The following is a 25,781-nucleotide window of genomic DNA, read 5'->3' as shown; positions in this document are numbered from 1 at the left end:
GGTATTTTTTTGCAAGGGCTTTTTGTTGCCCTTCGCGCATTGCTCAACGCTCAGTCGGGCGACATAATGTAGCCCCTTTTTTCTGCCCCTACATGTGGAAGGTTCCCGTGACTCAGAAGCCCGACCAGTGTCTTGGTGAATGGATCGACCGTGAAGCACTCGCTGAAGCGATGATTCCGCTTATCGGTCAGCTGTACCGCAATAACAATGTGGTGAGCTCGATCTATGGCCGCAGCCTGATCAACCAGTCTGTCATCGCGATTCTCAAAGCGCACCGCTTTGCGCGCCATCGCTCCGCCGACGACAGCGAACTCTCCGTCCACGAAACATTCCCACTGCTCAAAGCCATGAGCGAGCTCAAGCTCGGCGCGGCTTCGGTAGACCTGGGCAAGTTGGCCTACAAATTCCGTAAAGAAGGCGCCGGCCGCACTGCCGAGCAGTTCGTACGTGAAGAAATGGCCGATGTGGTTGGCCAGCAAAACGCTGCCGCCCGCAAAGGCACCGACGTGGTGTTGTACGGCTTTGGCCGTATCGGCCGCCTGCTGGCGCGCATCCTGATCGAGAAAACCGGTGGTGGCGACGGCCTGCGCCTGCGTGCCATCGTGGTGCGCAAAGGCGCCGAGAACGACCTGACCAAGCGCGCCAGCCTGCTGCGTCGCGATTCGGTACACGGCTCGTTCAATGGCACCATCACCATTGACGAAGAAAACAACACCATCACCGCCAACGGTAACCTGATCCAGGTGATCTACGCGAAGAACCCGACCGAGGTGGATTACACCCAGTACGGCATCCAGAACGCCTTGCTGGTGGACAACACTGGCGTATGGCGTGATGCCGAGGGCCTGGGCCAGCACCTGGCTTGCCCAGGTGTCGACCGCGTTGTGCTGACCGCGCCTGGCAAGGGCAAGCTCAAGAACATCGTGCACGGCATCAACCACGCTGAAATCACCGCTGACGACAAGATCGTGTCCGCCGCTTCCTGCACCACCAACGCCATCGTGCCGGTGCTCAAGGCTGTGAATGACAAGTTCGGCATCGTTAACGGCCACGTTGAAACCGTTCACTCGTACACCAACGACCAGAACCTGATCGACAACTTCCACAAAGGCGATCGCCGTGGCCGTAGCGCCGCGTTGAACATGGTGATCACCGAGACCGGTGCTGCCACGGCCGCTGCCAAGGCTCTGCCTGAGCTGGCCGGCAAGCTGACCGGTAACGCGATCCGCGTACCGACGCCGAACGTGTCGATGGCCATTCTCAACCTCAACCTTGAGAAAGCCGCCACCCGCGAAGAGATGAACGAGTACCTGCGCTACATGGCGCTGCACTCCGACCTGCATAAGCAGATCGACTTCGTCAATTCCCAGGAAGTGGTCTCCACCGACTTCGTTGGCTCGCGCCATGCTGGTGTGGTGGACGCCGAAGCGACCATCACCCAGGACAACCGTGTTGTGCTGTACGTGTGGTACGACAACGAGTTCGGTTACAGCTGCCAGGTGGTTCGCGTGATGGAAGACATGGCTGGGGTCAACCCGCCTGCGTTTCCGCGCTAAGCCTTTGCGCTGAATGAAGAAGCCCCGACTGGTTCGGGGCTTTTTTATGGCCGTGGGTTTTGTGGTGTCTGGGAGGGCCTTATCGCAGGCAAGCCAGCTCCCACAGTTGAACTGCATTTACCTGTGGGAGCTGGCTTGCCTGCGATGACGATGGAACCGTCCACGCCGCCATCACTTGAATAGCGTGTTGCGCAAACTGTCCGACAGCCCTTTGGGCGCCAGCCAGATACCCAGGTAGGCCTTCGCTAATTCAGCGTCCGGGCTGCTGAACACCACCTGCCCATTAATCTCCAGATTCAACCCGCGCCCCGGACGAAAATCCAGGGCGTAGCGATCACCGCTGCGAATATCCCGAAAGCGCGCGTGCAGCTTGGCTATCTCTGGGTTCAACCCGGCATTGGCTTGCTGGCGCTCCAAGGTGACGGTGGCCGCCTTGATCACATCATCGCGGTCAATGTCGCGAAAGTAATACAGCGCCAGGCGCACAGCCTTCTGCTGGTCCCAGGCCTGCTTTGCCGGCAGGTCAGCGGGTGCATACAGCGCGGCGGCATACACCTCCGCCCAGAGATAGTTGAACACCGCCTGGTTTTTCAGGGCCAGCCCCTCGACCTGTGCGGGGAAGCTTGCCTGCTTGAGCCGCTGTGCGTCGTTGGCGTGCGCCGTGAGCGACACCATCAGCATCAAACAGAAAAATAGTTGTCGCATAATGGCTCATCCTGAATTCGGCGCTGATGTGCGTCCTGTAGTATGGCAACACTGGCCTACGACGCGACCAAGGGTTAATGTTCGCGGCGCTCGGCCTTCTATAGACTGTGCCCCGGTTCACACACTTGAGCCAAATTGTCCTTCATGCTCGCTGGCCGCGGCATGATTTAGCCCGGCGTCCAATCGTACGCCTGGCCTGTTCTGAGGAGTACGCATGGCTGTCTACAACTACGACGTGGTGGTACTGGGTTCCGGCCCAGCTGGAGAAGGTGCGGCGATGAACGCTGCCAAAGCAGGGCGCAAGGTGGCGATGGTTGATAGCCGTCGCCAGGTCGGCGGTAACTGCACCCACCTGGGTACCATCCCGTCCAAGGCGTTGCGTCACTCGGTACGGCAGATCATGCAGTTCAATACCAACCCGATGTTCCGGGCCATTGGTGAGCCGCGCTGGTTCTCGTTCCCGGACGTACTGAAAAGCGCTGAAAAAGTCATCTCCAAGCAAGTCGCCTCGCGTACCGGCTACTACGCCCGTAACCGCGTCGACCTGTTCTTCGGCACCGGCAGTTTTGCCGATGAGCAAACCGTCGAAGTGGTCTGCGCCAATGGCGTGGTCGAGAAACTGGTGGCCAAGCACATCATCATCGCCACCGGTTCGCGCCCGTATCGCCCGGCGGACATCGATTTCCACCACCCGCGTATCTACGATAGCGATACCATCCTGAGCCTGGGCCATACCCCGCGCAAACTGATCATCTACGGCGCCGGCGTGATCGGCTGTGAATACGCCTCGATCTTCAGTGGCCTGGGTGTACTGGTCGAGCTGGTGGACAACCGCGACCAGTTGCTCAGCTTCCTCGACTCGGAAATCTCCCAGGCGTTGAGCTACCACTTCAGCAACAACAACATCACCGTGCGCCACAACGAAGAGTACGAGCGGGTCGAAGGCCTGGACAATGGGGTGATCCTGCACCTCAAGTCCGGCAAGAAGATCAAGGCCGACGCCTTGCTGTGGTGCAACGGCCGTACCGGCAACACCGACAAGCTGGGCATGGAAAACATCGGGGTCAAGGTCAACAGCCGTGGCCAGATCGAAGTGGATGAGAACTACCGCACCTGCGTGCCGAACATCTACGGCGCCGGTGACGTGATCGGCTGGCCAAGCCTGGCCAGTGCCGCCCATGACCAGGGCCGCTCGGCCGCTGGCAGCATTGTCGACAATGGCAGCTGGCGCTACGTGAACGACGTGCCGACCGGGATCTACACGATTCCCGAGATCAGCTCGATCGGCAAGAACGAGCACGAACTGACCAAGGCCAAGGTGCCTTACGAAGTGGGCAAGGCGTTCTTCAAGAGCATGGCGCGTGCGCAGATTGCCGGTGAGCCGCAAGGCATGCTGAAAATCCTGTTCCACCGCGAAACCCTGGAAGTACTCGGCGTGCATTGCTTCGGCTACCAGGCCTCGGAGATCGTGCACATCGGCCAGGCGATCATGAACCAGCCAGGTGAGCAAAATACCCTCAAGTATTTCGTCAACACCACCTTCAACTACCCGACCATGGCCGAAGCCTATCGGGTAGCGGCCTACGACGGCCTCAACCGGCTTTTTTGAGCGGCTCCGGCCGGTGGCCTGAGCCGGCCGGGGAGACCGATTTCAGTAATTCTCGAGGGTGGCAGTGGCCAAACCGGGAAAGTCTGTAATCAGGCTATCTACGCCGAAGTCGGCGAGCCTGCGCATCAGCGCAGGTTCGTTGACTGTCCACACGGACACATGCAAGCCCTGGCGCTGGGCTTTTTCCAGCCGCTCGGGGGTGCACAGCGTCCAGTTCAATGCCAAATACTCACAGCCGTAGTTCTGCGCGACCTTCAGCGGGTCGAGCCAGGCATATTCGGCGACCAGCCCGCGTGACAGGTCCGGGGTGAGTTCCACGGCGGCCTTGAGCACTTCCCGCGAGCTTGACGTGACCGTGACCTTGTCCATCAAGCCAAAGCGCACAGCCATTTCGCGAATCGCCAGCACAGTGGTGGCGGCACGGGTACGCGAGGCGCTTTTGACTTCCAGTTGCCAGTGATCGAAGTCGCACTGTTCGAACAACTCCTCCAGGCGTGGAATCGGGCAGGGGCTTACCCAGCCTGGGCCGCCTTTGCGCGCGTCCATTTTCACCAGATCAGCCGCCGAGTACTCGACGACCTTGCCGCGCCGGTCGGTGGTGCGCTTGAGGGTCGGGTCGTGGATGACCATCAACTCGCCGTCCATGGACAGGTGCAAGTCCAGTTCGCAACGACGTACGCCGTGTTTGAGACATTCCTGAAAACTGGTCAGGGTATTTTCCGGTGCTTCGCCTTTGGCACCGCGGTGGCCGTAAATCAGGGTCACAGTTGCTCCTTTGCGCCAGGATGGCTGGCGTCGTGAATACGCATTCAGAGGTCTTCGCTTTGTTCTCGCGCCAGGCGGCGTTCCTGGGCCTGTTTCTGCAGGATATAGCGCGCCAGCAGTTGGCGTTGGGCGTCGGTCATGGACTCGAACTCCGTGCCCACATCAAAGCCGTCGCCCTTGGGGTCGCAATGGGTCACCCGCGCGCGCAGCAACAGGCCGAGCGCCTGGGGCATCAGCACCAGCTTGACCGCCAGGTGAGTGTCGGCGGCCAGCGGTGTCGGGTGCTGGAAGTCGATGCCGCCCTCGGAGAGGATCACCGGTTGCGGCGCACCCACCTCGTTCAGCAAACCGCGAGCCATGACCTGGCTGAGCAGATCCAGGCGTTTGTTCTGCACTTTGAGGAAGGCCGCCAGGCTGCGGTCTTTCTCGCTGATCTGGCGCAGCAGGTGCTGGGCTTCGAATTCGCTCAAGTGCAGCTCGCTGAGCAGATTGAACAGCGGTGAATCATCCAGCAACACTTCCTTGCTCGCCGCGTCGGGGCCCGACAGGGGTTTGATTTGAAGTGCGATCATGTCGTCGATACGGTAGTATTCGCGGCGCTCTTCTTCATCTAATGTCGACATGGCGAACCCCAGGTAACGGTAATGGTCTGAGTGTAAAGCTGCTGACCAGACCCCGCCACCGGGACGTCTTCTTTTCCTCCGAACAAGCCCCGACATGTTCAGACCTCTCTTCGTATTTATCGGCACGCGTTATACCCGTGCAAAGCGTCGCAATCATTTTGTGTCGTTCATTTCCTTGACCTCGATGATCGGTCTCGCCCTGGGCGTGGTCGTGATGATCGTGGTGCTGTCGGTGATGAATGGCTTCGATCATGAGATGCGCACCCGCGTGCTGGGCATGGTGCCCCACGCGACCATCGAGGGCGATGCGCCCATCAACGACTGGCAAAGCCTGGCCGCCAAGGTCCAGCAGAACCCCAAGGTGGTGGCGGTAGCGCCGTTTACCCAGATGCAGGGGTTGCTGACCAATGACGGCAAAGTGCAGAAGATCCTGCTCAACGGCATCGACCCGGCCCAGGAGCGCAACGTCTCGATCATCGACAAGTTCATGCTGCAAGGTAAGCTCGACGAGCTGTCGCCGGGCAGCTTTGGCATCGTCATCGGTGACAAGGCCGCGGCCAAGCTGGGCGTAGAGGTTGGCGACAAGCTGACCTTCGTCGCCCCGGAAGTCACCGTGACCCCGGCCGGCATGTTCCCGCGCATGAAGCGCTTTACCGTGGTGGGCACCTTCCACGTCGGCGCTGGCGAGATCGACGGTTACATCGGCCTGACCAATCTCACCGACCTGGCCCGCCTGCATCGCTGGCAGCCCGACCAGGTGCAGGGCCTGCGCCTGAAATTCAACGACCTGTTCGATGCGCCGCGCGGCGCCTGGGAAATTGCCCAGCACCTGGGTGAAACCGAGTACTACGCTCGCGACTGGACCCGCACCCACGGCAACCTGTATCAGGCCATCCGCATGGAAAAAGCCATGATCGGCCTGTTGTTGTTGCTGATCGTCGCCGTGGCGGCCTTCAACATCATCTCCACGCTGGTGATGGTGGTGAACGACAAGAAGGGCGACATCGCCATCCTGCGTACGTTGGGCGCCACGCCGGGGCAGATCATGGCGATCTTCATGGTGCAGGGCACCGTGATCGGCGTGGTCGGCACCTTGATCGGCACGGCGGTGGGCATTCTGGCCGCGCTGAACGTCAGCGCCGCCATCGCCCTGCTTGAAAAGGTGATCGGCCACAAGTTTCTCAACGCCGACGTCTACTTCATCGATTACTTGCCGTCCCAGGTGCAAACCCAGGACGTGCTGATGGTGGGCGGCGCTGCGTTGGTCCTGAGCTTCCTTGCCACCCTGTATCCAGCCTGGCGCGCGGCACGTACCCAGCCAGCACAGGCATTACGTTATGAGTGAATCGGGCATGAGTGAAAAAGCAATCCTGAGCTGCCGCAACCTGGGCAAATCCTACGAGGAAGGCCCGGAGTCGGTGGTGGTGCTGTCCAACCTGCAGCTTGAACTGCACCCTGGCGAGCGTGTGGCGATCGTCGGCAGTTCCGGTTCCGGCAAGAGTACCTTGCTCAACCTGTTGGGCGGCCTCGACACGCCGTCCCAGGGCAGCGTATGGCTGGCCGGTGAAGAACTCTCGGCCTTGAATGAAAAGGCCCGCGGCCAACTGCGCAACCGCTCGTTGGGCTTTGTGTACCAGTTCCACCACTTGCTGCCGGAATTCACCGCCCTGGAAAACGTGTGCATGCCGCTGTTGATTGGCAAGACCGCGATTCCTGAAGCGCGTCAGCGTGCCACGGCCTTGCTCGAGCGCGTCGGCCTCGGCCACCGCCTGGAGCACAAGCCAGCGGAGTTGTCCGGTGGTGAGCGCCAGCGCGTGGCGATTGCCCGTGCCCTGGTGAACAACCCCGGCCTGGTGATGCTCGACGAGCCGACCGGCAACCTCGACTCCCACACCGCCCAGGGCATCAAGGACTTGATGCTGGAACTGAGCACCCAGATGCGCACCGCGTTCCTGGTGGTGACCCATGACATGAGCATGGCCCGGCAGATGGACCGCGTACTGCATTTGCAGGAAGGTCATCTGGTCGCTATCTGACCTGTTGCAAGCCCGGTTTTTTGAGGTCGGGCTTTTTCATTTTTCCAACGGTGCCCGCGAATGTTCAGACCGTTATCGATTTTTATCGGCACGCGCTATACCCGCGCCAAGCGCCGCAACCGTTTTGTCTCGTTTATCTCGATGACCTCGATGATCGGCCTCGCCCTGGGCGTATTGGCGATGATCGTAGTGCTTTCGGTGATGAACGGCTTTCAGCGTGAAATGAGCTCACGCATCCTCGGCATGGTGCCCCACGCCACCATCGTCGGCGTAAAGCCGATTGATGATTGGCAGCCGGTGGCCGCGGCCGCGATGAAGAATCCGCAAGTCACCGCCGCTGTGCCCTTCACCCAGATGGATGGCATGTTTTCCTATAAGGGCGCGATGCAGCCCATCGAGATCAGCGGCGTCGACCCGGCTCAGGAAGGCAAGGTGTCGATCGTGGCCCAGCACATCGTGCGCGGCAAACTCGACGACCTCAAGCCCGGCGAGTTCGGGGTGGTGGTCGGTGATATCACTGCACGGCGTTTTCGCCTGAACGTGGGCGACAAACTGACCCTGATCGTGCCGGAACTCAGCAGCGCCCCGGGCGGTATCACCCCGCGCATGCAGCGCCTGAATGTGGTGGGCATCTTCAAGGTCGGCGCCGAACTGGATGGCTCCATGGCCCTGATCCACATGGCCGACGCCGCTGAAATCCAGCATTGGCAGCCCAACCAGGTGCAAAGCGTGCGCCTGGCGGTGAAGGACCTGTATGCAGCGCCCAAAGTCTCGGCAGATATCGCCGCCAGCCTGGGCGCGGCTTATAAGCCGGATGACTGGACCCACACCCAGGGCAGCCTGTTCAGCGCGATGAAAATGGAAAAGACCATGATCGGCCTGCTGTTGCTGATGATCGTCGCCGTGGCCGCGTTCAACATCATCGCCACCTTGATCATGGTGGTGAACGACAAGGGCGCGGACATCGCCATCCTGCGTACCATCGGCGCTACACCTCGGCAGATCATGGCGATCTTCATGGTGCAGGGCACCGTGATTGGCGTGGTCGGCACCTTGATCGGCGGCGTGCTGGGGGTGATTGCGGCCCTGAACGTGAGTGAGCTGGTGGGCTGGCTGGAGCGGGTGAGCGGGCAGCATATCTTCAGCTCGGATGTGTACTTTGTCAGCAACCTGCCTTCGGAGCTGCAAGGTGGGGATGTGTTGCTGATTTGCTCGGCGGGGTTTGTGTTGAGCTTCTTGGCGACGATTTACCCAGCGTATCGGGCGGCGAAGATTGAGCCGGCGCACGCCCTCAGGTATTCGTAACCTGCTCGTTCCCACGCGTCTGATCGTTCCCACGCTCCGCGTGGGAATGCCTCACCGGACGCTCCGCGTCCGCTGTTGGGACGCAGAGCGTCCCTGAATGCAGTCCCACGCGGAGCGTGGGAACGATCAGCAGTCGCCCTCGGGCAACTCAATCACAAACCTGGTCCAGCCCGCCTGCGACTCACAATAAATCCTCCCGCCATGCGCGCGTACAATCGACTGGGTAATCGCCAACCCCAGCCCCGCATGTTCACTGCTGCCTGCGCGCCTCGACGGGTCGGCTCGGTAGAACCGGTCAAACAGCCTCGGCAGTAACGACGCAGGAATGCCTTCCCCGCTGTTCTCAACCGTCAGTGTCACGCCACTCTTGATCCGCACCCGCACTTCACCGCCCGGTGGGGTAAACCGCAGCGCGTTATCCAGCAGATTCGACAAGGCCCGACGCAACATACCGCGATCGCCCATCGTCTGGGCGGTGCCTTCGCGCACCAGCGTCACCTGTGCGTCCTCCGCCAGCAGGGTAAAGAACTCCAACAGTGCGTCGACCTCATCGCCCAAATCCAGAGCTTCTCGGCTGGGCATCAGCAAGCCGTGGTCAGCTTTGGCCAGGTACAGCATGTCGTTGACCAGTTGCGCCATCCATTGCAGCTCTTCCAGGTTGCTGTGCAGCGCCTCGCGGTAATCCTCCAGCGGGCGTGGCTGGGTGAGGATGACTTGGGTCTGGGTCAGCAAGTTGGACAGCGGTGTGCGCAGTTCGTGGGCAATATCTGCGCTGAAGGCGGACAGGCGCTGGAACGCATCATCGAGGCGGGCCAGCATGGCGTTGACGGCCTGGGCGAGCTCTGCCAGCTCCACCGGCATTTGCGCTTGGGGTAAGCGTTGCGTCAGGGAATGGGCGGAGACGCTGGCAGCCACTTCGCCCATGCGCCGCAGTGGTCGCAAGCCACTGCGTGCAGCCCAGGCGCCGAGCAGGGCAGTGGCCAGGGCCGAGAGGCCGACGGTCAGCCAGATCAAGCGTTGCATGCGTTGCAGAAAGTGCTGGTGGTGGGTGATGTCGAGGATCAGTGTCAGCTGTGGCGAATCGAGTTGGCTGGGCGTCAAGGGTGCGATGAATACGCGGTAGTCGGTGCCTGCGTATTGCAGGCTGTGTAGGCCGGGCGCTTGGGGCAAGGGAAGGTGTGGCGCGCCGTCCAGCCAACGTTGACCCGCCCCGGTGATGCGCAAGGTGAGGTCGGGCTGGTGATCGAGTTCGGCGCGCAGTTGAGGGGTTCGCCGGGCGAGGTCTTCCGGTGAGGCGACACCTTGCAAGGTGCTGCGCAGGGCTACCAGTTTGCTTTCGAGCTGTTGCTGGTCCAGCTCCATGAAGTGCGCCTCGCTGGCCCGGTTGAACAACACTCCGGCGATCAACGAGACCACCGCCGTGCAGGCGGCAAACAGCAGCGCCAGGCGGCTGGTCAGGGACAGGCGCTTGATCACGTGAACCGTTCCTCCAGCACGTAACCCATGCCGCGCACGGTGTGGATCAGCTTATTGGGGAAATTGTCGTCGACTTTCAGGCGCAGGCGGCGAATGGCGACTTCGATGATGTTGGTGTCGCTGTCGAAATTCATGTCCCACACCTGGGAGGCGATCAGCGTCTTGGGCAGCACTTCGCCCTGGCGGCGTAGCAGCAGCTCCAGCAGGGCGAACTCCTTGGCGGTGAGGTCGATGCGCTGGCCGCTGCGCTCGACGCGGCGGCGGATCAAGTCCAGGCTCAGGTCGGCCAGTTGCAGCGTGGTCTCCTGCGGCGTGCTGCTGCCACGGCGCAACAAGGTGCGCACCCGCGCCAGCAGTTCGGAAAAGGCGAAGGGCTTGACCAGGTAATCGTCGGCGCCCAGCTCCAGGCCATGTACTCGGTCTTCTACGGCATCGCGAGCGGTGAGGAACAGCACCGGGATGTCCAGGCCGGCACTGCGCACCGCCTGCAGGATTTGCCAGCCATCGCGGCCGGGCAGCATCACATCGAGGATCAATAAGTCATAGTCGCCCGTCAGCGCCAAGTGCTGGCCACTGGTGCCGTCGGCCACCAGTTCGGTGGTAAAGCCCGCTTCGGCCAGGCCCTGGCGCAGGTAATGACCGGTTTTGGGTTGGTCTTCGACGATCAGCAGTTTCATATCGGGCTCTTGATAGGGGCTATGTAGGAGCGAGCGTGCTCGCGAAAAACGCCAACGGTAACGCGGGCTGTCAGGCTTGACGCGTTGTGCTTAAGCCCTTCGCGAGCAAGCTCGCTCCTACAAAAAAACATTGGGCTTTATACCGTGCTCGTCAGGGGATGGGCGCAAGCTGACAAAGTTGTAATCTAGCAGTCAGCTGGCTGGCAGCGAGGCCATCTTAAAGTGTTGCCCAAGCTGGATACCTATTTTGGAGAGTGAAAGATGGCGTTGCGTACACCTCTGTTATTGGCAGGCTGCCTGATGGCGTTGAGTTTCAATGCCCTGGCAGATGCGACTCACACCTACGCGTTCGGCCAGCCGGCCCCGGCGGATAAAGCCACGCGCACCGTTGAAGTCACGCTGCGGGACATTGCCTTTGAGCCCAAGTCCCTGGACGTCAAGGCCGGTGAAACTGTGCGCTTTGTGCTGGTCAACAAAGGCCAGTTGCTGCATGAGTTCAACCTGGGAGACGCGGCCATGCATGCCGCCCACCAGAAAGAGATGTTGCAGATGCAAGCCAGTGGAATGCTCACCGCTACCGGCATGGGCAAGATGGATCACAGCGCCATGGGCCACGGCGACATGGGCGGCATGAAGCACGACGATCCCAACAGTGTGTTGGTGGAGCCGGGCAAGACGGCCGAACTGACCTGGACGTTCAAGCAGGCCACAGGCCTTGAGTTCGCCTGCAACCTGCCCGGGCATTACCAGGCGGGCATGGTCGGTAAACTGACCGTTGAGTGAGGCGTTTGTTAAGGGGGCGAGCAAAGGCTGGTAGACTGGCGCGGTTTATTTAGCCAGGTTTCCGCCATGCATCCCGCAGCCGAACATTCGCCGCTGGGCAAGTCCAGTGAATACATCAGCACCTACACGCCTTCGTTGCTGTTTCCGATTCCACGCGCCGCCAAGTGGGCCGAGCTGGGCCTGAGCGCCGAGACCCTGCCGTACAAGGGCGTGGATTTCTGGAACTGCTTCGAACTGTCCTGGTTGTTGCCCTCGGGCAAGCCGGTGGTGGCCATCGGTGAGTTCAGCATTCCGGCCGACTCGCCGAACATCATCGAGTCCAAGTCGTTCAAGCTGTACCTCAACTCGCTGAACCAGACCGCGTTTGCCGATACGCAAAGCCTTGAAGCCACCTTGCGCACCGACCTCAGCTCTGCGGCCGGCAAGCCAGTGAGCGTGCGCATTCGCAGCCTGGCCGACATCGAGGCAGAAGGCGTGATGGCGTTGCCGGGCGTGTGCATTGACGGCCTGGATATCAACGTCAGCAGCTACGAACACCCGCGCCCGGAACTGCTGCGTTGCGATGATTCGCGCGTGGTGGAGGAGAGCGTGCACAGCCACCTGCTCAAATCCAATTGCCCGGTGACCAGCCAGCCTGACTGGGGCAGCGTGGTGGTGGAATACCGTGGTGCGGCGCTGGATCACGCCAGCCTGCTGGAATATATCGTCAGCTTTCGCCAGCACTCGGACTTTCATGAACAGTGTGTGGAGCGGATCTTCCTGGACTTGCAGCGCTTGCTCAAGCCGGAGAAATTGACCGTGTATGCACGGTATGTGCGTCGGGGTGGGTTGGATATCAATCCGTATCGCAGCACTGAGAACACCCAGTTCCTGAACGTGCGGCTGGCGCGTCAGTAAGCCTTCATACAAAAAACTGTGGGAGCTGGCTTGCCTGCGATTGCGATCTTTCAGTCATTCATCAAGTGACTGATACGCCGCTATCGCAGGCAAGCCAGCTCCCACATTTGGTTTTGTGTTTGGCTTGGGCTCGGGTTAGATGCCGATATTGCCAAGGGTCAGCACGATATTGCGCAACGTCCCGGCAATGCCTGGATGGTCCAGTTCAAAACCTTCCACTGCCCGGTTCACATCGTCAGCGATGCTGGGCGTCTGGGTGGCCGGTTCCATTTCCAACTGGACTTCGAACTTGGCGATCAACTCTTCCAATGCTTGACGTTTCTCGGCGGGCAACTCGGGATGGTTCTCCAGTTGCTCACGCACAATATCGGCCTGCTGTTGTAACTTCTCGCGATCAGGCATGACGTTCTTTCCTTTTATCGATAGGCACTGGCATAGACCACGGCGCACGGCGAAAGGTCTACGGGCTGACCTGTAGATTAATCCACTGGGGTCAACTGTGCATGATCTCGATCAGGGCTTCTCGCCCTTGAGCTGGCGCAGGCGGATGTCGGCCAGGCAGGTGCCGAGTTCGCCGAGATGGTCGATCACCGAGTGCACGCCCAGGCCATAGAGCGCCACCGTGGCCTTGCCGCGCTTGTGTTCGCGTTGCTGCTCGGTCAGTGCCTGCCATTGCCGGGGCGACAGGCCGCAGAGCGAACCGCAGGAGGCCAGGCCGATGGTCCACAAACCGGCATTCAGGCCCGATTGCAGCAGACGCGGCTCGCCGCTGACCAGTACGCAGCCTTCCAGACGTTCGATGTTCAACTCCATCAGCGCTTGCCAGCAGGCGTGGGGCGCAGGCCAGCGAATGGAGGAGGGCGAGGCGGCCTTGAGCCAGCCCGGCAGGCCGGCGCAGAGTGGCGCGGTCACGGCGGGAGGCAGTTCGTCCAGCCAGGCGCAGGGCACGCCTTGTTCTTTGAGACTGCGCAGGATTTTCAATGCGCCTGGCGTGGCCTCGGCGTCGGCGCAAGGTGAGTCGGTGCGCGCCAGGGAACCAAAATCCACCAGGCAGCCACTCAGGCCAAATAACACGGCGGTCAATGAGGGGGCGGCGGCGACGGCAATCTCGGCGTGTGGCATCTGAACGTCCCTGAAATAGCTGCCACGCTATCGGGGCGGCATGACAAGGGGATGACACTGTCGGTATTTGTAGGAATTTTGTGCATTTTCCCTAAGACGATTCTAGGTAGCTGCCTAAATCGACACTTCCGTCATATACTGACAGCCTTATTCAGGGCATAGCGCCCATGACAGACCATTCAAGGAGCAAAAGCTATGCGCTGGAGCCAGTACTTCGCTCAGCTATCGGTGTGTGCCACCATCCTGTTGGCACCTTTCGCTGCCCAAGCGGCCTCGGAAGATGACCCGTGGGAAAGTGTCAACCGCCCCATCTTCACCTTCAACGATACCGTTGACACTTATGCCCTCAAGCCAATCGCCCAAGGCTATCAGTTCGTCACCCCACAATTTGTGCAGGACGGCGTTCACAACTTCTTCCGCAACATCGGTGATGTCGGCAACCTGGCCAACAACGTGCTGCAACTCAAGCCGCACAATGCAGGCGTCGACACCGCCCGCCTGTTGGTCAACACCACATTTGGCGTTCTGGGCTTTATTGACGTCGGCACCAAAATGGGGCTGCAGCGCAGCGATGAAGACTTCGGCCAGACCCTGGGCTACTGGGGCGTGGGCAGCGGCCCGTACGTGATGATCCCGTTGCTGGGTCCAAGCACCTTGCGTGATGCGCCGTCCAAATACGTCGACAGCTACACCCAACCGTACCGCTACATGAACGACATCGGCTGGCGTAACAGCACCTTCGGCCTCAACGTCGTTGACGTGCGCGCCAGCCTGCTCGACAGCGAAAAGCTGATCAGCGGCGACAAGTACACCTTCATTCGTAACGCTTACCTGCAGAACCGCGAGTTCAAGGTCAAGGACGGCAAGGTCGTTGACGACTTTTAAGCTGTGACGTTTTGAAATGAAAAAGGCGACCTTTGTAAGGTCGCCTTTTTTGTGCGCGCTGATCGTTCCCCACGCTCCGCGTGGGAATGCATCCCGTGACGCTCCGCGTCACCCTTGCGCAGGGGCTGGATGCTGCGTTAGCGCATTTTCAGAATCTTGAGGCCCAGATGCTGGTCATCGCCTACTGCCTTGGTCCACACCACCTCGGTATCCGCTTCAAGACCCCTGAGCGCGGCGTGCTCTGAATCAATGCGCACGGTCAGCAGGTCACCCACCGTGAACTGGCGAGGTGCCTGCACCTGCATGCCGGAACTGGAGAGGTCCACGCAGGTACCGGCAATCTCCTGCCCGGCATGGATCAAAGACACATCGGCATCTATTCGCATGCGGATGAAATCGCGTTTTTCGGCGTAGTCGCGCTCGTGTTCGCTCACAGCATCCATCCTTACTTTGCGTTGTGGTTGTGAGGGTTCTTATAACTCCCGGTGATTTGCGGTGTAAAGACGCCCGGCGACCATCGGCATGAGCTTGAAACCCCTCACGGATGGGAGTACCGTCTGCGCCTTAGAAGGGCACCTCTGCTTTACCGTTGTGCATGGGCCAAATCCCAATGCTTTGTAGGACAGAGAGGCTAGAAAGCGAATCCAGTACGTGAGCCCGGCCATTGCCGAGCCGCCTACGCCAACCTAATTCTGGCGCCGTTTGCCCACATGCAAAAAACCAGTGCCACGCTGCTGATTATCGATGACGACGAAGTAGTGCGCGCGAGCCTCGCGGCCTACTTGGAAGACAGTGGCTTCAGCGTCCTGCAGGCCAGTAATGGCCAACAGGGTCTCCAGGTATTCGAGCGCGACAAGCCCGACCTTGTGATCTGCGACCTGCGCATGCCCCAGATGGGCGGCCTGGAGCTGATTCGCCAGGTGACCGACCTTGCCCCGCAAACGCCGGTGATTGTCGTGTCCGGTGCCGGTGTCATGAACGATGCCGTTGAAGCCTTGCGCCTGGGCGCCGCCGATTACCTGATCAAGCCCCTGGAAGACCTGGCCGTGCTGGAGCACTCGGTGCGCCGCGCCCTGGACCGTGCACGCCTGCTCCTGGAAAACCAGCGCTACCGCGAAAAGCTCGAGACCGCCAACCGCGAACTCGAAGCCAGCCTGAACCTGCTGCAGGAAGACCAGAACGCCGGGCGCCAGGTGCAGATGAACATGCTGCCGGTGAGCCCTTGGACGATTGACGAATTCACGTTTGCCCACCAGATCATCCCGTCGTTGTACCTGTCGGGTGATTTTGTCGACTATTTCCGTGTCGATGAGCGCCGTGTGGCGTTCTACCTGGCCGACGTTTCCGGCCACGGCGCGTCTTCCGCGTTTGTTACCGTGTTGTTGAAGTTCATGACCACACGGCTGTTGTTCGAGTCCAAGCGCAACGGCACCTTGCCGGAGTTCACCCCCTCCGAAGTGCTGGGCCACATCAACCGGGGCCTGATCAGCTGCAAGCTGGGCAAGCACGTGACGATGGTCGGCGGCGTGATCGACGAAGAAACCGGTCTTTTGACCTACAGCATTGGCGGTCACCTGCCGATGCCTGTTTTGTACACTCCTGACAGTGTGCGCTACCTGGAAGGGCGTGGCCTGCCCGTAGGCTTGTTTAACGAAGCCACCTACGAAGACCACATCCTGGAACTGCCGCCGACCTTCAGCCTGACGCTGATGTCCGACGGCATCCTGGACCTTTTGCCAGAGCCTACACTCAAAGAGAAAGAAGCCGCCTTGCCCCAAAAGGTCAAGTCGGCGGGCGGCAGCCTGGATGGCCTGCGGCAGGTTTTTGGATTGGCCACGCTAGGGGAGATGCCGGATGATATCGCCCTATTGGTGTTGAGCAGGAATCTTTGATGAGTACCGGAAGAATCCAATTCGCCGAGCAAGACGGGACCTTCGTCCTGAAGTTTGTCGGTGAAGTGCGCCTGACCTTGTGTTCGGCCCTGGATGCGACGATCGAGCGGATCTTCACAGCGCTGAACTTCTCGGCGATCGTGATCGACCTGACCGAAACGCGCAGCATCGATAGCACCACCCTGGGCCTGTTGGCCAAATTGTCCATTCTGTCTCGGCAGAAGGTCGGCCTATTGCCGACCGTGGTCACCACCCACGAAGACATCACCCGTCTGTTGCAATCCATGGGCTTTGACCAGGTGTTCAACATCGTTGACCGCCCCATCCCGTGCCCTGAGTGCCTGACCGACCTGCCGTCCCAGGACCAGTCCGAGGAAGTGGTGCGGGTCAAGGTGCTGGAAGCGCACAAAATCCTGATGGGCTTGAATGAGTCCAACCGCGAAGCCTTCCACGACCTCGTCAACGCCCTCGAGCGGCACTGACGGCCTCCCTGCCCAAACACACACAGTCCAATGTGGGAGCTGGCTTGCCTGCGATTACGCAGTGTCAGTCGATGAAGTGTTGGCTGGCCCACCGCTATCGCAGGCAAGCCAGCTCCCACATCGGACGGCGGTGACACCGACGCACAAAAAAGGGCGACACCCTCACAGGTGCCGCCCTTTTTGCTGCTATCTGCTTTTACAGCTTGGCCGACAACAACGCCTCCAGTTTCTCCTGGTCCCGAGCAAACTGACGAATCCCCTCCGCCAGCTTCTCAGTCGCCATCGCGTCCTCGTTGGACTCCCAACGGAACTGCGCTTCAGTCATATGCACACGGGCCTCACCGGCATGGCCTGGCGCCAATTTGCGCTCCAGCTTGCCTTCATCGGCTGCCAGCTTCTCCAACAGGTCCGGGCTGATGGTCAGGCGATCACAACCGGCCAGTTCCTCGATCTGGCTGAGGTTACGGAAGCTCGCACCCATCACTACTGTTTTGTAGCCGTTAGCCTTGTAGTAGTTATAGATGCGCGTCACCGACTGCACGCCCGGGTCTTCGGAGCCAGTGTAGTCGGTGCCGTTGGCCTTCTTGTACCAATCGTAGATACGGCCCACGAACGGCGAAATCAGAAACACACCCGCTTCGGCACAAGCCACGGCCTGAGCGAAGGAGAACAACAGCGTCAGGTTGGTCTGGATGCCTTCTTTTTCCAGCTTCTCGGCGGCGCGGATGCCTTCCCAGGTGGAGGCGATCTTGATCAGGACGCGGTCACGGCCAACGCCAGCTTTGTCGTACAGGTCGATCAGACGGTGCGCACGCTTGAGAATCGCGGCCTCGTCGAACGACAGACGCGCATCCACCTCAGTGGAAATACGGCCCGGCACTACTTTGAGAATCTCTTGACCCACCGCAACCGCAAAGCGGTCACTGGCCAGGCCCACATCGCCGTTGCAATCCTGCACACACTCATCCAGCAGCTTGGCATAGCCAGGAATCGACGCAGCCTTGAGCAGCAGGGAAGGGTTGGTGGTGGCGTCTTGTGGCTTGAGCTTGGCGAGGGTGGAAAAATCGCCGGTATCGGCTACGACGGTGGTGAATTGCTTGAGTTGTTCCAGCTTGGAAGTCATGGGCGTGCTCTGTCCTGTGGGTCTAGTGACATTACCCGAGCGCTGGCAGGCGCTCAAGGGCGCAAATGCGTTAGGTCGTTTGCGAGGGCAATAACCTGGAAACGGCCGTTTGAATCACCGGCCGTGGTGCTCAATTGGAGGGCAAAATCGCAGCTAGGTTCAACTGGATTCCACCCGTCCTGCGCCACTGGTTTCAAGCCAGTTGATAGAGGCAATATCAATGTTTTGAAGTTGTGAAAAGTTTATTTTCCAGCTCTTTAGTTGTTGCTGTTTTTACTTGTGCTATACCTGACTGGCAAGCGCTAACTTGGGCCGATAAAAACTCTGATGACATAACTGTCCGCGGCGAAGTGTGTGCGTCTATGCATTAAAATCTGCTGGTTCGTTAGTTTGAAAGCAAAGGAGAGATGTAATGAAACGGAATATATCAACACTATTCGCCGCGCTGGGTTTTATTTGTTCAACAACGGTATTTGCCGATGTGACGGTACAGCAGGCCCTCAGCGCCGGTTGTTACGATACCCAGGAAATGCGTGGCATCATTGACACTGCCAAGGCAGGTAAACCCATGGGGAGCCGCACCCTGGAAAAGGAAAACGAACTGACCTCATCCTACGGCGGCAAGATCACCGATACCAGAGTGACTGCGCCTGCCACCTGGGTATACCGCGCGTATGAGAGCGCGGACACCAACAATTGGCACGTCCAGAAACTCAAGGCCGGGGTGATCTACTCCAAGGCGCAGAATGACCTGGATAAATACCTAAGGGACGGTGGCACACCCGAAAAGTACTGGGCCATCGATGGGCCTGACCTACACGCGCTGGGTTTTAACGGTGCCACCTACACGACAATGCGACTGCTCGCCTTACAGTCCAGCGACACCCCGAAAAGTCAGTTCGTGAGTTTTGCACTGGACTACGCCACCACCGGAACCTTTGGAGACGCCGTGTATGCACTGCAAGTAAACCCGAACTCACCCATTCTGGGGTTGGTTAACTGCAAAACGCCAGGCGGTGAAGTTCAATTTCAAATACTCGGCGGCACCACATTCAACACGCTTTACCGAAAAGTCAGGACCGATAAAGATTGGAAAAGGTATAACCGCGACACCGACCAATGGGTAACTGTGCCCAAAGGAACAGTGCCGGAAAACTAAGCAACAGTGCAGCAAGGGCCGGCAGCACCTGCCGCGCCCTTGCAATCACCGCTAAATATGTGGGAGCTGGCTTGCCTGCGATAGCGCAGGTACACCCAATGAGCACTTACCTGACACTCACCAGGCAAAAATGTGGGAGCTGGCTTGCCTGCGATAGCGCCGGTACTCCCAATGAGCATCTACCTGACACTCGACCAATCACCGCCCCTCCAACAACGTCCCCGCCTGATCCAGCAACGCCAACGGATCCGCCGCCTTATGAATATCCACCGACAACAACTGCCTGAACTTGCGCGCCCCTGGAAACCCCGTGCCCAACCCCAACACATGCCGAGTAATGTGATGCATCGTCCCACCACTGGCCAAATGCTCAGCAATATAAGGCCGCAACTGCGCCAACGCCTCCGCCCGGCTAATCACCGGCGCCTCACTGCCAAACAACCGCTGATCCACCTCCGCCAACAGATACGGATTGTGATAAGCCTCCCGCCCCAGCATCACCCCATCAAACGTCTGCAAATGCTCCTGGCACTGCTCCAGCGTCTTGATCCCACCATTGAGATTAATCTCCAACTCCGGAAAATCCCGCTTCAACTGCGCCGCCACGTCATAACGCAACGGCGGAATGTCCCGGTTCTCCTTGGGCGACAACCCCTCCAGAATCGCAATCCGCGCATGCACAGTAAAACTGGTGCAACCGGCGTCCTTCACCGTCCCGACGAAGTCACACAACTCGGCATAACTGTCCCGCCCATTGATGCCGATACGGTGCTTCACCGTCACCGGAATCGACACCGCATCGCGCATGGCCTTCACACAGTCCGCCACCAGGGCAGGGTGCGCCATGAGGATCGCGCCGATCATGTTGTTCTGCACCCGGTCGCTGGGGCAACCGACGTTCAGGTTCACTTCGTCGTAACCGGCGGCCTCGGCCATTCGAGCGCAGGCGGCCAGATCAGCCGGAACACTGCCGCCCAACTGCAGCGCCAGCGGGTGCTCGGCTTCGTTGTGGCGCAGGAAGCGGTCGTGGTCGCCGTGGAGGATAGCGCCGGTGGTGACCATCTCGGTGTAGAGCAGGGCGTGTTTGGAGAGCAGGCGCAGGAAGAACCGGCAGTGGCGGTCGGTCCAGTCCATCATGGGGGCAACACTAAAGCGCCGAGACAGCGTGGGCCTTGTGTTTACGGGGCTAAAGGTCTGTTTATCTAGCATTTTACTCAACGTGTTCTTGGCGTGTTTTCGGGCGTTTTCAGGCGTTTTTAAAGGCTCGGTGGTACGATGTACCACTTCAAAACTGACGCGTACCACTTTCAATATGGCGACTATCAGGGCAAGAAAACTGGCGGATGGGACTGTGAGCTACACGGCACAGATCCGCATCAAGCGCGACGGAGTGCAAGTCTACCAAGAGAGCCAGACCTTCGCCCGAAAACAGGCCGCCCAGGCTTGGGCACGCAAGCGCGGGTCAGAGCTGGATGAGCCTGGTGCGATTGAGCGCGCAAACCGAAAGGGTGCCACGCTGAAAGATATGACCGATCGCTACCTGGTCGAAGTGGAGAAAGCCAAGCCGCTGGGCAAGACTAAGCGCGCCACACTCAATGCAATTGGCGAGACTTACCTGGGCAAGTTGACCGATACGGATATCAACACCCAGTGCCTTGTCGATTATGCACTTTGGCGAATGAGCGGGGAGGGCGGTGGCGTTCAGCCGCAAACCGCTGGCAATGACCTAGCGCACCTGGGCGCAGTGCTGGCAATTGCCAAGGACGCATGGGGCTACCAGGTCGATCCGCTCGCCATGGGCGGTGCGCGGCGTGTGTTGCGCAAGCTGGGCTACAACCTGAAAAGCCGTGAGCGTGACCGCCGGCCGACATTGGATGAGCTGGGACGGGTGCTGACGCACTACCAGGCCATGCAGGTGAGGCGCCCGACCGTCATAAATATGCTGAAGGTCGTGGGCTTCGCCCTGTTCTCCACGCGCCGGCTCGATGAAATAACCCGAATTCGCTGGGCAGACGTAGACGAGGCTGGCCAGCGGGTGCTGGTGCGCGACATGAAAAACCCAGGGCAGAAGATCGGCAACGATGTTTGGTGTTACCTGCCGGACGAGGCGTGGCACATCCTCCAGACGATGCCGAAGGCCGGCGAAGACATCTTCCCCTACAGCCCTGAGTCGATCTCAACGTCCTGGACGAAAGCCTGCAAGTTTTTGACCATCGCGGATCTGCACTTCCACGACCTCCGGCATGAAGGTGTTAGCCGCCTGTTCGAAATGGACTGGGATATTCCGCGTGTGGCGAGCGTTTCCGGCCACAGGGATTGGAATTCAATGAGGCGTTACACCCACCTTCGCGGTCGGGGCGACCGCTATGTGGGCTGGGAGTGGCACGAAAAGATTCTGAGGGCGCCCGTCCAACTGGGCGCCGCATCGCAGAAGTGGCTCAAACGGCGTGTTTTATCCCGTTGAGCTGGTTGTGCTCTTTAACCGCGGCTGCGCGCTGTAGGTCCAGGTACGCGGCCAGGTCGGTGAGGTGGATGCCCTTGGCCGACTTCTGGCTGGGCTCCAGGCGGGTGATGGGCAACTTGATCTGACCACTCATCACCTTGCGCTGGAACATGTCCGGCGTCAGGTGCGTGAAGTAATCCCGGCACACCTCCTCCAGAGAGATAATCGCTTGGCCGTCGTACTGAGCCATCAGGATAAATGCTGTGTTCATGACTATCCTCATAGGTGCGCGTATCGACACCGTTTTTTCTGCTTGGCTGCTTCACGCTCTGCCATAAATGCGGCCCATTCCGCCGTCTTGCTCTGCTGGCGAATTCGACTACATGCCTCGTGCTTTCCCTTTGAGCGGGCTCTGCCGCAGATATCGCAGCGGCTGGGCAAGTCCAGACGGTAACCGGCTAACGGCGGGCGAGTGCGAGGGCTTGAACTCATGGCTGGCCCCTCATAAACATTCTTGTCAGTGCTTTGGGTTGGCCGTCGGGTGTCAGCTTGTCCAGGGATTGAGTAACACTCCGGCCGTTGGCAGTGCGTAGTGTGGCGACGTTTTCATAAATTCCTTCAATCACACCTGTACGAGCGCTGAGGCGGTATTCTCGACCACCGCCGCTCATTGCGACGTAGCTGACCGTGTCGCCGACAGCGAGCGGGGTTGTGGTAGCCTCTGCGATGCCGCCTTGGGGTTGATTCACTTGCATGGTGCTTCTCCTTTGGGTGGTCGGTGTCGAGGGGTTGCAGCCCCTCGGCACCACCTTCTTACTGGCTTTCGCCGGTTGTTTTTTGCTTGCGCACCAGGTGCACAAGCACATTTTCAAGTTCGGCAACCTCTTCGGTTTCTGTCTGCCACAGCAGGACGGCCACGATTTGCTCGGGGCTGCACTCCAGCACCAGAATTTCAAAATCGGTTGCCGCGCTAACTTCTAGAATTTTGACCAGGTCGTCAGGCGCATAGGCCTCGGCGTGAATGACTTTTGAGCTTTCCCCAAACCAATCCCTCAGTTCTTCGATATGTCTGTGACGGTTCGTTGCGCCGTTTTGGCCGCCGCTTGCGATGACTTGTACGTGCATGGTGCTTCTCCTTTGGGTGGTGTCAGACGTTGCAGCGCCTGGCAGGTATTGCCGTTGATGAATCAGGCCTGGAAGTGCCAGCACTTCACGATGGGTTGCTTCGTGACGACAGCATTGGTCTTGCTGGCCTGGTGAGCCCGTACCGCGCTGTCGGTCGCCTTGTTGACGTCGAGCAGCTTCCGCGAGCGGGAGTCCTTCAGGCGCTCGCGCAGCTCGCTGACGTCGGCGATTTTTTGCCGGTTTTCTGCCGCGCACTTCACGAAGTCGTTGAGGTTGATGGCGATCACGTGGTCTTTCTTGCTGTGGTTGACCACCGGGCCATCGGCGTCCAGGCCTTCCAGGTATTCGTAAACTTCCCAGAATTCAGCCACCACCGGATGGTCGGAGCTGATCGAGGCCTGGCGCTCAATTGCCATGCGGATGATCTGCGAGCGGGTGTGCTCGACCTGTGCGCTGGTGAGCGGCACCACCATGCACAGGCAGTCCAACAGGGTGAGCATTTGGGCGTGGTTCTTGTTGATCCGCTCCACGCGGATGTAGCCCCGCAGCTTGTTGCCACAATGGCTACATTCGCCATGCTCGTCTTTGAATGGGGTGTCGCAGGCAAAGCAATGGGAGTGCAGGTTGCGCAACTTCGCCTCGTAGCCCGCAACCCGCTGGCCGAACAGTTCCATCACCTCCAGTTCTTTACGCACGGCCTGCAGCACAAAGTTGCTGAGTGTCGAACCTTCTAGCGCGTTGAGCCGATCTGCCGCCGCGCGGCTTTCAGCGGTGACGTTGGGTCGCACAAAGTGCAGTTTGACGATGCGGGTCATGATCGCCTCTGAAGCCACTACGGAGGCGTTCTGGCTGATGGCGATGGTGCCTCGAAACGGCGGTTCGTAGGTTTCGTTACCTGCGGTTTTCACACCCTTAGTCGCCAGGGTGCCGCCGCCGTAGTAATCCTTGAGTTCGTCCCATTCGAAGGTTTTGGCGTGGGCCTTGTCGTCACCGCTACGGTCTGACTCCAACAGCACGATGGGCATGCCGGAGACCTGGCCCATCAAGCGGCTGCGGCCGGCCTTGGTGGATTTGGACGGGTCAAACCCTTCGTATCCGTCGCGGCCCGCGAGTTTCCATAGCAGCGTTAGCAACGTGGTCTTGCCGGCGCCGGCCTCGCCAGTGGCCTCAAGGAAAGGAAACGACTGGTACCGACCTCGGATCTGTTCGGCGAACAGCGAGCCAAACCAGAAGGTCAACGCCACGATGCCCTGGGCACCAAAGCACTGCCACAGAAGCCCAAGCCACTGGTCATCGTATTTTTTGCCATCCTTTTCAAGATCGATCTTCACACCCTTTTGCAGAGTCTTGAGTTTCAACTTGCCCATCTCAAAAAACTCTTCCTCGTTAATGTGGATCACCTGGCCTTCACGGATGGCGACGTCGTTGAACACGTAGCAGTGGTATTCCTTGCTGTAGCCCACGTAGTCGATGGTCTGAACCGTCTTGATGCCGAAAAGCTGGTCTTTCATGAGTTTGTCCAATTGCTGTCCACTGCCGGTGAACACGGCTCCGGCACCCATGCCGAGAAGTCTTTTTTTGAATTCGCTCGCAGCGGCGACCTGTCCGCCCGTGAAGGTGTTTTTCACTGAGCCGCCGTCGTGCGGGAAGTCGACGCGGAAGAAGTACCAGGACTCGTCGGTAATCTCGTTGCGCTGGAAATAGAGGGCTTTGGGGTAGCAGTTGGCGATCTCGACGACGCAGCCGGCGACGTTCAGTGCCTTCTCCCGCAGCTGCTTTTCATTGAGTGTTTGGGCTTCGTGGCCATCGCTCTTTTCGAGGGCCTGCTTGGCGTTGTTGTATTTCGCCAGGTCCAACTTCCACCAGTACAGGCGGGAGTCGAAACAGAAGTGGAATTCCTCCCGTTCACGCCACTGGTACATGAGCAATGCCTTGTCGCTGGCACTTTCTGCGATCAGCAGGGCGCCCTGGTGGCGGGCTTCTTTCAAGTCACTTTCGATGCGATCAGCGCGGGCTTTTTCGTCGTCGATAAACGCCCAGCGTTGATGCAGATCGTTCCAGTCAACCTTGCGGGCGTCAGGCTGTGACAGCTGAGCAGCCTCGCAGGTAAAACCGAGTTCGCGGGCACGGTTGACCCACATACGGGTGTACTTGTGAGCGCCTGGCTCGTTATCCAGAGCCCAAACCAGCTTCGGGGTTTTACCGCCGCGAGCGGTGATCAGGGCCTTGAGCGATTCCTCTGGAAAGGCGTTTGAGGACAGCGCCGCAACCGCAGAGATACCGTTTTGAATGAGCGCTATGGCGTCGAAGATGCCTTCAACCATCCACAGCTCATTTACTTGCAGCAGATCCACGCACGGCGGGCACCACCAGTGCCCCCTGTAGCTCTTGAGTGGTTGGAAGCGGGCTTTCTTCTTACCGAACCGTGACGGTTGGTCAATCAAGCGCTCCCAGTACCCGCCGTGTTCCAGAGGGAAGCGCACGGTGGCAGAGCCAATATTCAGGTCGCGATCAAAGTAGCTTTCCTGGGTGTACCAGCCCTCTATCAGCTCAACGCGGAAACCTCGGGCAAATGTCAGGTAGGCCTTTGCACTGGCGGCAGGCTCGTCTCGGGTGGCCGGTGCACGCTTGCTCCAATCGTCGAACAGGTCCGGGTAAAGCTCTTTGGTGGGAGCCATGTACCGGCAATTTTTCTCGCGGCCACAGCGGATGAACCAGGGTTCATCGTGGCGCGAAAACAATCGTTTCTGATTGCACTGCGGGCAGGTGCCCTTACGCATGTAATGCGTGCCTTTCATGTGCTGAAGGCCGTAATCAGATTCCAGGCGCTGAAGAACATCAGCGCGGATCTTGTCTTCCATGGGCTTGCGAATCACTGCACATGCTCCGCGACCGTGACGACGAGCTGTTTTTTCAGCTCGCTGCGCGTCTTGCAGATGCCTGCCAGGTAGGGCAAGTCCTCAAGCACCTTCGGCGCCCGCTGACCACTTGGCACATTCCGGTAGCGGTCGGAGTACCAAATATCAGCCATGGTGACTTCGTACTGACTGGTCAACCACAACAGGTAGTGCTGCGCCTGTTGTTCGTCCAGCTCCAGTTTTATGGTGATTTTGCTCAT

The 25,781-nt window shown here is 59.4% G+C and carries 27 protein-coding genes; 12 read left to right on the top strand and 15 right to left on the bottom strand.

Annotation, left to right across the window (positions count from 1 at the left end; translation table 11 throughout):
- Nucleotides 1–92: 92 nt before the first annotated feature.
- On the top strand, nt 93–1,556 hold the full coding sequence (locus JFT58_RS21690) for a glyceraldehyde-3-phosphate dehydrogenase (RefSeq protein ID WP_032873405.1): 1,464 nt from the start codon (nt 93–95) through the stop codon (nt 1,554–1,556).
- Nucleotides 1,557–1,727: 171 nt separating this feature from the next.
- Here JFT58_RS21690 and JFT58_RS21685 read toward each other — a convergent pair whose 3' ends face one another.
- Complete coding sequence (locus tag JFT58_RS21685; protein ID WP_054899070.1) at nt 1,728–2,261, bottom strand: chalcone isomerase family protein; 534 nt, start codon at nt 2,259–2,261, stop codon at nt 1,728–1,730.
- Nucleotides 2,262–2,475: 214 nt separating this feature from the next.
- Here JFT58_RS21685 and sthA point away from each other — a divergent pair, with 214 nt between their 5' ends.
- Complete coding sequence (gene sthA / locus JFT58_RS21680; RefSeq protein ID WP_003189670.1) at nt 2,476–3,870, top strand: Si-specific NAD(P)(+) transhydrogenase; 1,395 nt, start codon at nt 2,476–2,478, stop codon at nt 3,868–3,870.
- 42 nt (nt 3,871–3,912) lie between these two features.
- Here sthA and JFT58_RS21675 read toward each other — a convergent pair whose 3' ends face one another.
- On the bottom strand, nt 3,913–4,635 hold the full coding sequence (locus JFT58_RS21675) for a glycerophosphodiester phosphodiesterase (protein ID WP_014717518.1): 723 nt from the start codon (nt 4,633–4,635) through the stop codon (nt 3,913–3,915).
- Between the two features lie 44 nt (nt 4,636–4,679).
- The gene (locus JFT58_RS21670) at nt 4,680–5,258 is read right to left on the bottom strand and encodes a PilZ domain-containing protein (protein ID WP_054899069.1); all 579 of its coding nucleotides are present in this window, start codon (nt 5,256–5,258) and stop codon (nt 4,680–4,682) included.
- Between the two features lie 94 nt (nt 5,259–5,352).
- On the opposite strand from JFT58_RS21670, the gene JFT58_RS21665 reads away from it, so the two are divergent.
- From JFT58_RS21665 to JFT58_RS21655, 3 genes are read left to right on the top strand one after another with little or no spacing between them, the layout of a single operon-like run.
- Nucleotides 5,353–6,603, top strand: a complete 1,251-nt coding sequence (locus JFT58_RS21665) for a lipoprotein-releasing ABC transporter permease subunit (RefSeq protein ID WP_054899068.1) — start codon at nt 5,353–5,355, stop codon at nt 6,601–6,603.
- Nucleotides 6,604–6,610: 7 nt separating this feature from the next.
- Nucleotides 6,611–7,294 (top strand): lipoprotein-releasing ABC transporter ATP-binding protein LolD, encoded by a 684-nt coding sequence (lolD, locus tag JFT58_RS21660; RefSeq protein WP_019818240.1) that lies wholly within the window; start codon nt 6,611–6,613, stop codon nt 7,292–7,294.
- A 60-nt stretch (nt 7,295–7,354) separates the two neighbouring features.
- Entirely contained in the window at nt 7,355–8,599 is a 1,245-nt protein-coding gene (locus JFT58_RS21655; RefSeq protein ID WP_014717521.1) for a lipoprotein-releasing ABC transporter permease subunit, read from the top strand.
- A gap of 126 nt (nt 8,600–8,725) precedes the next feature.
- Here JFT58_RS21655 and JFT58_RS21650 read toward each other — a convergent pair whose 3' ends face one another.
- Together JFT58_RS21650 and JFT58_RS21645 are read right to left on the bottom strand one after the other, a co-directional pair.
- Nucleotides 8,726–10,075: a heavy metal sensor histidine kinase gene (locus tag JFT58_RS21650; RefSeq protein WP_054899067.1), complete on the bottom strand. Its 1,350-nt coding sequence runs from the start codon at nt 10,073–10,075 to the stop codon at nt 8,726–8,728.
- Nucleotides 10,072–10,752, bottom strand: coding sequence for a heavy metal response regulator transcription factor (locus JFT58_RS21645; protein WP_020302902.1), 681 nt, complete (start codon nt 10,750–10,752; stop codon nt 10,072–10,074). The genes JFT58_RS21650 and JFT58_RS21645 overlap by 4 nt, the downstream gene beginning before the upstream one ends.
- Before the next feature lie 261 nt (nt 10,753–11,013).
- Here JFT58_RS21645 and copI point away from each other — a divergent pair, with 261 nt between their 5' ends.
- Entirely contained in the window at nt 11,014–11,535 is a 522-nt protein-coding gene (gene copI, locus JFT58_RS21640; protein ID WP_054899085.1) for a copper-resistant cuproprotein CopI, read from the top strand.
- A gap of 66 nt (nt 11,536–11,601) precedes the next feature.
- Nucleotides 11,602–12,432 (top strand): NADPH-dependent 7-cyano-7-deazaguanine reductase QueF, encoded by an 831-nt coding sequence (queF, locus tag JFT58_RS21635; protein ID WP_034126657.1) that lies wholly within the window; start codon nt 11,602–11,604, stop codon nt 12,430–12,432.
- Nucleotides 12,433–12,567: 135 nt separating this feature from the next.
- Here the strand turns inward: queF and JFT58_RS21630 are convergent, their stop codons facing one another.
- Entirely contained in the window at nt 12,568–12,834 is a 267-nt protein-coding gene (locus tag JFT58_RS21630) for a DUF4404 family protein (RefSeq protein ID WP_014717525.1), read from the bottom strand.
- A 111-nt stretch (nt 12,835–12,945) separates the two neighbouring features.
- On the bottom strand, nt 12,946–13,554 hold the full coding sequence (locus JFT58_RS21625) for a hypothetical protein (protein ID WP_034126658.1): 609 nt from the start codon (nt 13,552–13,554) through the stop codon (nt 12,946–12,948).
- 195 nt (nt 13,555–13,749) lie between these two features.
- Between JFT58_RS21625 and JFT58_RS21620 the strand changes: the two genes are divergently transcribed.
- The gene (locus JFT58_RS21620; RefSeq protein WP_003189688.1) at nt 13,750–14,439 is read left to right on the top strand and encodes an MlaA family lipoprotein; all 690 of its coding nucleotides are present in this window, start codon (nt 13,750–13,752) and stop codon (nt 14,437–14,439) included.
- 137 nt (nt 14,440–14,576) lie between these two features.
- Here the strand turns inward: JFT58_RS21620 and JFT58_RS21615 are convergent, their stop codons facing one another.
- A complete protein-coding gene (locus JFT58_RS21615) occupies nt 14,577–14,873 on the bottom strand; it encodes a PilZ domain-containing protein (protein ID WP_003189689.1) in 297 nt (98 codons plus the stop codon).
- A 276-nt stretch (nt 14,874–15,149) separates the two neighbouring features.
- Here JFT58_RS21615 and rssB point away from each other — a divergent pair, with 276 nt between their 5' ends.
- On the top strand, nt 15,150–16,331 hold the full coding sequence (gene rssB / locus JFT58_RS21610) for a two-component system response regulator RssB (protein WP_054899086.1): 1,182 nt from the start codon (nt 15,150–15,152) through the stop codon (nt 16,329–16,331).
- A complete protein-coding gene (rssC, locus tag JFT58_RS21605; protein WP_003172602.1) occupies nt 16,331–16,813 on the top strand; it encodes an anti-sigma factor antagonist RssC in 483 nt (160 codons plus the stop codon). The genes rssB and rssC overlap by 1 nt, the downstream gene beginning before the upstream one ends.
- 196 nt (nt 16,814–17,009) lie before the next feature.
- Here rssC and tal read toward each other — a convergent pair whose 3' ends face one another.
- Complete coding sequence (gene tal / locus JFT58_RS21600) at nt 17,010–17,936, bottom strand: transaldolase (RefSeq protein WP_044272927.1); 927 nt, start codon at nt 17,934–17,936, stop codon at nt 17,010–17,012.
- Nucleotides 17,937–18,348: 412 nt separating this feature from the next.
- On the opposite strand from tal, the gene JFT58_RS21595 reads away from it, so the two are divergent.
- Nucleotides 18,349–19,095 (top strand): hypothetical protein, encoded by a 747-nt coding sequence (locus JFT58_RS21595; RefSeq protein ID WP_034126660.1) that lies wholly within the window; start codon nt 18,349–18,351, stop codon nt 19,093–19,095.
- 198 nt (nt 19,096–19,293) lie between these two features.
- Here the strand turns inward: JFT58_RS21595 and dusA are convergent, their stop codons facing one another.
- Entirely contained in the window at nt 19,294–20,304 is a 1,011-nt protein-coding gene (gene dusA, locus JFT58_RS21590) for a tRNA dihydrouridine(20/20a) synthase DusA (protein ID WP_198834594.1), read from the bottom strand.
- A gap of 103 nt (nt 20,305–20,407) precedes the next feature.
- Here dusA and JFT58_RS21585 point away from each other — a divergent pair, with 103 nt between their 5' ends.
- Nucleotides 20,408–21,559: a site-specific integrase gene (locus tag JFT58_RS21585; RefSeq protein ID WP_169918520.1), complete on the top strand. Its 1,152-nt coding sequence runs from the start codon at nt 20,408–20,410 to the stop codon at nt 21,557–21,559.
- Here JFT58_RS21585 and JFT58_RS21580 read toward each other — a convergent pair.
- The 5 genes from JFT58_RS21580 to JFT58_RS21560 all read right to left on the bottom strand — a co-directional run bounded on the left by JFT58_RS21580 (nt 21,534) and on the right by JFT58_RS21560 (nt 25,781).
- Nucleotides 21,534–21,809, bottom strand: a complete 276-nt coding sequence (locus JFT58_RS21580; RefSeq protein WP_198834593.1) for a pyocin activator PrtN family protein — start codon at nt 21,807–21,809, stop codon at nt 21,534–21,536. The two genes, JFT58_RS21585 and JFT58_RS21580, sit on opposite strands and share 26 nt — an antisense overlap.
- A 217-nt stretch (nt 21,810–22,026) precedes the next feature.
- Nucleotides 22,027–22,293 carry a hypothetical protein gene (locus tag JFT58_RS21575; RefSeq protein ID WP_198834592.1) on the bottom strand — a complete coding sequence of 89 codons (267 nt, stop codon included), beginning with the start codon at nt 22,291–22,293 and terminating at the stop codon, nt 22,027–22,029.
- Between the two features lie 58 nt (nt 22,294–22,351).
- Nucleotides 22,352–22,663, bottom strand: coding sequence for a hypothetical protein (locus JFT58_RS21570; RefSeq protein WP_032803372.1), 312 nt, complete (start codon nt 22,661–22,663; stop codon nt 22,352–22,354).
- A 62-nt stretch (nt 22,664–22,725) separates the two neighbouring features.
- Complete coding sequence (locus JFT58_RS21565) at nt 22,726–25,524, bottom strand: toprim domain-containing protein (protein ID WP_198834607.1); 2,799 nt, start codon at nt 25,522–25,524, stop codon at nt 22,726–22,728.
- Between the two features lie 11 nt (nt 25,525–25,535).
- Nucleotides 25,536–25,781 (bottom strand): hypothetical protein, encoded by a 246-nt coding sequence (locus JFT58_RS21560; RefSeq protein WP_014717540.1) that lies wholly within the window; start codon nt 25,779–25,781, stop codon nt 25,536–25,538.

It is taken from the genome of Pseudomonas sp. MF6767 (assembly GCF_016405475.1).
Taxonomy (GTDB): Bacteria; Pseudomonadota; Gammaproteobacteria; order Pseudomonadales; family Pseudomonadaceae; genus Aquipseudomonas; species Aquipseudomonas paracarnis.
The sequence above is the reverse complement of the archived record's forward strand: the minus strand, read 5'-3'. Positions and strand labels throughout refer to the sequence as shown.